This window comes from Nonomuraea sp. NPDC023979, from assembly GCF_040639085.1.
GTDB classification, from domain to species: domain Bacteria; phylum Actinomycetota; class Actinomycetes; order Streptosporangiales; family Streptosporangiaceae; genus Nonomuraea; species Nonomuraea ceibae.
Genome location: NZ_JBEZZG010000017.1, coordinates 166,598 through 174,044 on the forward strand (window position 1 = coordinate 166,598; position 7,447 = coordinate 174,044).

6 protein-coding genes are annotated in these 7,447 nt (G+C 70.5%); 4 read left to right on the top strand and 2 right to left on the bottom strand.

The features are described from left to right. Positions 1-5: 5 nt before the first annotated feature. The gene (locus AB0G11_RS27810) at positions 6-890 is read right to left on the bottom strand and encodes a hypothetical protein (protein WP_357589377.1); all 885 of its coding nucleotides are present in this window, start codon (positions 888-890) and stop codon (positions 6-8) included. 28 nt (positions 891-918) lie between these two features. After that, positions 919-2,958 (bottom strand): hypothetical protein, encoded by a 2,040-nt coding sequence (locus AB0G11_RS27815; RefSeq protein ID WP_357589379.1) that lies wholly within the window; start codon positions 2,956-2,958, stop codon positions 919-921. Between the two features lie 442 nt (positions 2,959-3,400). On the opposite strand from AB0G11_RS27815, the gene AB0G11_RS27820 reads away from it, so the two are divergent. The 4 genes from AB0G11_RS27820 to AB0G11_RS27835 all read left to right on the top strand — a co-directional run. Next, a complete protein-coding gene (locus AB0G11_RS27820) occupies positions 3,401-4,399 on the top strand; it encodes a hypothetical protein (RefSeq protein ID WP_357589381.1) in 999 nt (332 codons plus the stop codon). Positions 4,400-4,464: 65 nt separating this feature from the next. Then, positions 4,465-5,445 (top strand): NAD(P)/FAD-dependent oxidoreductase, encoded by a 981-nt coding sequence (locus tag AB0G11_RS27825; protein WP_357589383.1) that lies wholly within the window; start codon positions 4,465-4,467, stop codon positions 5,443-5,445. Then, the gene (locus tag AB0G11_RS27830) at positions 5,442-6,866 is read left to right on the top strand and encodes a DHA2 family efflux MFS transporter permease subunit (RefSeq protein WP_357589385.1); all 1,425 of its coding nucleotides are present in this window, start codon (positions 5,442-5,444) and stop codon (positions 6,864-6,866) included. Before AB0G11_RS27825 ends, AB0G11_RS27830 begins: the two co-directional genes overlap by 4 nt. Before the next feature lie 60 nt (positions 6,867-6,926). Continuing rightward, positions 6,927-7,447: prolipoprotein diacylglyceryl transferase family protein (locus AB0G11_RS27835; RefSeq protein WP_357589387.1), on the top strand; the 521-nt coding region annotated here is incomplete at its 3' end.

Below are 7,447 nucleotides of genomic sequence, written 5' to 3' on the forward strand. Positions count from 1 at the left end.
CCTGCTCAGGCGCCTGTCGGCTCCGGCCATGACAGCTGCGGATAGGCGGCCAGCAGCCCGGCGTCGCCGTCGTCGCCCGACTGCCGGCACGCGGCGGCCCACAGCTCGGTGACCGCCGTGGCCGGGTTCGCACCGCACTTGGCGATGACGAGCACGACGCGGTTGTGCAGGGCGACGCCGTTCCGGCCGTCGGCCAGCTGCTGCTGGGCCTGCCCCTGGCCGTCGATCCACGCCTCCCTGTTCCGCGCGTCCTGGTCGGGGCCGCCGAGGCTGCCGGAGAAGGCGGGCTCCGGCGGGGTGCCCATGCCCATCGCGTCGTAGGCCACCGTGTAGACCCAGGACCGCATGCTGACGCCGCGTTCCTCCGTCTCGATGGCCTTGATCACGGCCAGGAGCATCTTCACCGGCTGGGTGAACCAGGCGACCGGTGAGATCTCCCCCTTGAGGGCGTCGCCGAAGGCCATCGCGAGCTCCGACAGCGCCGCGTACTCCTTGTCGACGACGGCGGCGACGCCGAACGCCCGCAGGACCCCTTCGGCTCCGGCGAGGTCGATGAGGGCGCCGGCCCCGTCGACGATCTCGTTGAGCTGGTCCACCGTGGTCGGCGGCGGCGTGGGCGCCGGCTCCCCCTCGGGCGTGCCTGACAGCGGCTGCCCGGTGGTGAGATCCAGCGGCGCCCCGTTGACGTCGTTGAGCGTGCGTGTCCCGTCGGTCTCGATGTTGAGCACCGAGAAGTCGGGAAAGGTCACCATCACCCGGCCGTCGGGCTCGTCGACCCGCGTGGTGCCGTCCGGCCAGCTCGTCTGTGTGGAGCCGTCCTCGTTCTGGACGATCGACGCGCCGTCGCCGTCGACCGGGTCGAGGCGCGCGAGTTGTTCTGCTGTCGGCATGGCTGATCCCCCTCTGTGCCGGCCGGCCTCACGCGGTGGCCGCCGCCTCCGTGGCCTTCTTGATGTAGTCGTTGATCAGCGGGAGCTTGTCGTCGGGCGGGTCCGGCAGCATCACGCTCGACTTCGGCACGTACTTGATGTGGCCCTGCGCCACGGGCACCGTGACGGGCTCGGGGGTCGAGTAGACGATCACCTCGTCGGTGAAGTTGGGTCCTACCACCGTGACCGTCATGGTGTAGGTGAAGTGGTCCTCCATCACGTACTTGTCCGAGTAGATCTCCCACAGCGCGTTCTTCTCGTTGTCCTTGGTGATCGTGATGGGGGCGTAGGTGTCCGCCCCGATGGTCGGGGTGATCTCCACGGTGATGTTGGGCGGCAGCTTCTGCACCGGCATGAAGCGCACGAACACGTGCCCGACCATGCTCGCGGTCAGCGTGGGGGCGTGATCGTTGTTGTCCACCTCGATCTCGGCGATCGCCGGGTCGTTCGGGGCGATGGCCTTCGACAGGTTGACCCGGGGGTCCTGCCCGTCGAAGATGATCTTGCGTCGCAGCCTCACCTGGTCCGACGGCCAGCCGTCCACGGGAGTGTCCAGTCGCAGGAACGAGATGTTGACGATGTCCTTGGCGTTGTCGCGGGTCCAGATGGCCGGCTGGTCGGACGTCTTCGGCTTGTCCGAGCCGATGATGTAGTGCTGGCCCTGCCCGCGCATGTGCAGATTCGGCTTTCCGTCCTGCACGGGCTGGCTGAAATCGGGATAACCGGCCTCCAGCTGAACCGCCTGCACCGGATCGTCGAGCACGGTGCCGTCGTCCAGTTTGTCATCGAAGTCCACCATGCAGACCGCGGCGACCTGAACCTTCTTGAAGAACTCCCCGATGTCGACGATGAACAGATATTTGTTGAGATTCGCCCGTACGGCCGGGAGCAGCTCGTTCAGGTCGCCGCTCACCGCGTGCGTCGCCGTGTACGCCTGGTCGAGGATGATTTTCTCCTTGAAACGGATGCCTTTTCTCTCGTGCGTGGACTTCAGCGAGACGGACGAGCCACCGAATATCTGGCTGAACCAGCTGCGTCCCGCCGTCGACGCCTTGGTGTCGGCCTTCGCCGGATCCCAGTCGAAGATCTCCTTCTTGACGAGCTCGACCGCCGTCTGCCGCATCGTCACGACATTGTCCATGATCCATTTTTTGGTGGGGTCGTCGAGGACCCCGGAGTTCATGGAGATTTTCGTGGTGATGCCGCCGTTGGTCAGGCAGGAACTGTAGGCGAACTCGGCGTTGATGTCGGTGATCCCGAAAAAGGAGCCGGTCGACACGGCGGCGGAGAACGAGTCGTAGACCTTGTCCACGTCGACCTCGACCTCGACCGTGACGCCGTTGATGTAGAACATCTCCTCGAGCGTGTTCATGACCAGGAACGGCGGCGAACCGCCCGCCTTGAGCGCGCTGGCGATCAGGCCCGCGGCGGCGAGGTTGCACGACACGAGGAACGAGTTGATCCCCTGCGCCTCGATGCTGCCCTTGCCGTTGTAGTCGGCCTTCATCTGGATCACGTTGCCGGACACGGCCGGGTCCTGCACCGCGCAGACGACGGTGCTGCTGGTGATCGGGATGATGCCGACGTTCGGCTCCGGGTCGTTCTGCTGGTAGTTGAAGAACGCGCCGAACCGCTCGTTGGGGGTGTCGTGCTCCTGCTTCTTGATTTTCTCGCGCACCTGCTGGATCACGTTGGGCGGGATGCCGAACGTGGTGGAGAACGTGCAGAACCCGCCCCCCAGCTCCTTCTGGGCCAGCTCCTGCGGCGTGATGGTGGTCTCCTCCGACATCAGGCCCTTGAAGAGGGTCATCTCGAAGTCGAAGTCCTCGGGGGATCCCTGTTTGCGCGCGAGCATGATCCGCGAAGGCTGGAAGTAGTACTGCGTCGGCATTCCGGCCGCGCGCAGTTCCGGGTTGTGCGCGTCGGGATAAACCTGAAGACTCAACGGCTTTCCCGTCTCGTCGTTCACGGTGACGACGACGGAGTTGGGGCCGAACAGCGGGCCCACTCCTGACACAAAATTGGACACGTCAGAGCTCCTGGAAACATACGGAGAACGAACGGCCACCGGCGGCACTCCTGTGCCCCCTGCCGCGAATTCGTAAGAGAGATGATGTCGCGGCCCGCGGCCGCTCCCAGAGAAATGCCGATCAAGCACGACACTGGCTGTCCGGCATATTCCCGCCGCTCCTTCAGCGCCATCCCCCGCTCCGCTGCGTTGTTTCCCCCACCGCTCTCAAGGGCGGGGAGATCACCGGGGCCGGCTGTGACCCGCGCGTTTTCCGGCACTCCGAATGCGGCGGTGCGCGCCTGCCCGAGAATGCCGCCGCCGCGCTCGGGCAGCCGCCGGTCATGTTTTGGATGAATTCGTTAAACCGGGGTGCCGCCCGCTCGTCCGAGGGACATACACCAGCGATGTAACCCCCCGGCCGTGAGCGGATGACGCTCCGTCGGTGAAAGGGAGCCGTCCGATGACCGTGTCGAGGCGGAGGCGCCGGTTGATGGCGCTGGGCGCGATCGTGCTCGTGGGCGCCGTCGTGACGGTGTGGTGGATCGTCGCCGTGTTCGCCGGAGTCTGGCCGTTCGACGGGCGGCTGGCCTGGCGGTTCACGCCGCTGTGGGCGGCTCTGGTCGCCGCGTTCACCCTGGCCGCGGCCCTGACAGCCGTCCATCTGGCGGTGCTGCTCGCGCAGGACGTGCCGCCTCGGCCGACGCGGCGGGAGCTGGCGGGCCTGGGCGAGGTGGAGCGGGCGCGGCGAATCCGGGACTACCGCCGGGCCGGGCTCAAGGGGCTGGTCGTCGGGAACGACGGGCGGACCTCGACCTCGCAGCTTCAGGTGGCGATCTGGACGCTGGCCCTGGCGTTCGGGCTGCTGATGCTCATCGTCGTCGGCCGGACGCCGAACTGCCCGCTTCCGGCCGGCGCGCCGTTCCAGGGCGACTGCCCGCTCGACGACATGCGCGGGATATCGTTCGCGTCCCTGCTGGGCCGGGACTTCCGGTGGGAGTACCTGTTCCTGCTGGGCTGGCCGCTGGCGCTGGCCATCACCGCCAAGCGCCAGGTCTACAAGGCGCTGGACTCCATCAACGAGGTCAACGAGGCGCACGGCGTGGACGTCCCCGCCGGCACTCCGGCCGCGCTGGAGACCGACACCGCGGCGCGGGTGAAGGCTCCGCCCACCGACGCGAACGAGGTCGGGTGGGTCGCCGGGCTCCGGCAGGCCATCAGCGACGACCACGGGCGGCTGGCGCTGATGGACGCCCAGTACTTCCTCTTCACCGTCATCACCATCGGCTACTTCCTGCTCCAGCTGGTCACCCATCCCCGGGAGGGGCTGCCGGAGATCCCGGCGACGCTGATCGTGCTGATGGGCGTCTCCGGTGGCGGCTACCTGTCGGGCAAGCTGCTCGACCCGGTGGACGTGAAAGGTGATCAGAAGCTGCCGAGCCCCACTCCTCCGGGCGCTTGACTTCATGTTGACATTAACTTGCACACTTGCCTCACGCCAAGCGATCACTGCTAGGGAGGCAAGAGATGTTCGACGTCGTCATCGTCGGCGGGGGCCCGGCCGGGATGTCCGCAGCGCTGGCCCTGGGGCGGGTGCACCGATCGGCGCTGCTGCTCGACGCCGGGGAGGGCCGCAACGCCGCCGCCCAGAACGTGCACAACTTCCTGACCCGGGACGGCACGCCGCCCGGCGAGCTGCGCAAGCTCGGCCGCGAGGAGCTGGCCGCGTACCCGTCGGTGCGGGCCAGGACCGGGACGGTCGCCGAGGTCAGCGCGCGGGACGGCGAGGGGTTCCGGCTGGAGCTGTCCGGCGGCGACACGGCAGGCGACACGGTGGGCGGCACGGTGGGCGGCACGGTGGAGGGGCGGCGGCTGCTGCTGGCGACCGGGCTGGCCGACGAGCTTCCCGGCCCGCCCGGCGTGCGGGAGCTGTGGGGGCGCTCCGCCTTCCACTGCCCCTACTGTCACGGCTACGAGTGCACCGGCAGGCGGGTCGCCGTGCTCGGCACCGACCCGTCCCGCGTCCGGCTGGCGCTGCAGCTCAGCCGCTTCGCCGCCGGCGTCGTCCTGTGCGCCGACGGCCGCCCGCTCGACCCGGAGGCGCGGGCCACGCTGGAAGGGCACGGCGTCGGCGTCCGTGAGGAGGCCGTCACCCGCCTGGAGGGCGACGGCGGGCGGCTGGAGCGGATCATGTTCGCGTCCGGGCCGCCGGTGGAGCGGGACGCGGTGTTCGTCGTCAACGTGCCGCGCCAGCGCTCCGGCCTGGCCGCCCGCCTGGGCTGCGCGGCCTTCGCCGACGGGTGCGTGGAGGTGAACGAGTTCGGGCAGACCAGCGTGCCCGGCGTGTACGCCGCGGGCGACATGGCCCGCCGGGCCAGCGTGCCGGTGCCGCTGGCCGCGGTGATCGCCGCCGCGGCGAGCGGCACCGTGGCCGCGGCGGCGCTCGACCAGGACCTGCTGAGCGCCGACTTCGGGCTGCCGAACCCGTTCGCGGGGGCCGGGCGATGACGCGCACGGACGTCGCCCCGGCGGTGACGCGCGGCGGCAACGTGCCGCTCGCCACTGCCGGGCTGCTCATCGGCATGCTGCTGTCGATCCTGGACCAGACCGTGGTGGCGGTCGCGCTGCCCGACATCGCGGCCGACCTGGGCGGCCTGGACGCGATCGGCTGGATCGTCACCGCGTACGTGCTGACCTCGACCGCGACGGGCGCGCTGTACGGGCGGCTCAGCGACCGGTTCGGCCGCCGCGCGGTGTTCGTGACGGGGGTCGCGATCTTCGTCACGGGGTCGGCGCTGTGCGGCTTGGCGCGGACGATGCCCGAGCTGATCGCCGCCAGGACGTTCCAGGGCGCCGGGGCGGGGGCGCTGTTCGTGCTGCCGACGATCGCGCTGTCGGAGCTGTACCCGGCTCGGCTGCGCAGCCGGGTCCAGGGGTTCACCGGCGGCGTCTTCGCGCTGGCCAGCGTGGGCGGCCCGCTCGCCGGCGGCGCCATCACGGACGCGTGGGGGTGGCGGTGGATCTTCTACGTCAACCTGCCGCTCGGCCTGCTCGCCGTCGCGCTGGCCGCGTTCGCGCTGCGGCTGCCCAGGACCGGCGGGAACGGCCGCGTCGACCTGGCCGGGGCCGTGCTGGTCGCCGGCGCGATGGTGAGCCTGCTGCTGGTGGCCGAGTGGGGCGGCCGCGCGTACGCGTGGGACTCCGGCGTGATCCTCACGCTGGCGGCGGCCGTGGTGGCGCTGGGCGCGCTGTTCGTGTGGCAGGAGCGTCGCGCGGCCGACCCGCTGCTGCCGCCCCGGCTGTTCGCCGATCCCGTGCTGCGGGTCGCGCTGCCCGCGACCGCGCTGCTCGGCGCGCTGCTCGGCGGCTCGACCGTCTACCTGCCGACGTACCTGCAGGCCGCGTACGGGATGGGCGCGACGCAGGCGGGGCTGGCGCTGAACCCGTACGTGCTGACGTTCATGGCGGTCTCCTCGCTGGCCGGGGCCCGGATCGGCGCGAGCGGCCGGTTCCGGCCGTACCTGCTCGCCGGCGCGCTGATCGCGGCGGCGGGGTTCGGGCTGCTGAGCCTGCTCCGGCCCGGCACTCCGTACGTGCTGCTGGCCGTGGTCCTCGGCGTGCTCGGCGTCGGCTTCGGGCTGCTGATGCAGAACCTCGTGGTCGTCGCGCAGAACGCGGCCTCTCCGGCGGACCTGGCCGCGACCACGTCGGCCGTGGTGTCGGTCCGCGGGCTGGGGCTGTCGCTGGGCGTGTCCGTCTTCGGCAGCGTCCTGGCCCGCGAGCTCCAGGGGCGGCCCCCTGGTGCGTCGGCGACCGCCGCCGCCGTCCCGGAGGTGCTGTTCTGGGGCGCGCCGGCCGCCCTCGTCCTGGTGGCGCTGCTCGCGCTGCTGCCGCGCACCGTGAACCGCGCGCCAAGCGGGCCTGCCTGAGGCGGCCCCGCGTGTGACAGCCCCGCGTGTGACGGCCCGGTGTGGGCTAGCCTCACCCGCATGGCCCTCGCCTCGATCCCCAGCCCTCCCGAAGCGGTCTGGCATCTCGGATTCCTCCCGATCCGGGCGTACGCGCTGTGCTTCATCGTCGCGATCGCGTTCGGCATCTGGCTGAGCGAGCGGCGCTGGCGCGCCCGGGGCGGCGAGAAGGGCGTCATCGGCGACATCGCGTTCCCCGGGGTGATCTTCGGCCTGGTCGGCGCGCGCCTCTACCACGTCATCACCGACTGGCAGACGTACTTCGGCGAGCGCGCGATCAAGGAGCCCTACCAGGCGCTGTTCATCTGGGAGGGCGGGCTCAGCATCTGGGGCGCGGTCGCGCTGGGCGGCGTCGGCGTGTGGCTGGCCTGCCGCCGCCGGGGGCTGTCCCTCGGCGAGGTGGCCGACACGGTCGCGCCCGGCATCGCGTTCGGGCAGGCGATCGCGCGCTGGGGCAACTGGTTCAACCAGGAGCTGTACGGCTCGCCGACCACGCTGCCGTGGGGCCTGGAGATCGACCAGGCACACGGCGGCGAGCCCGG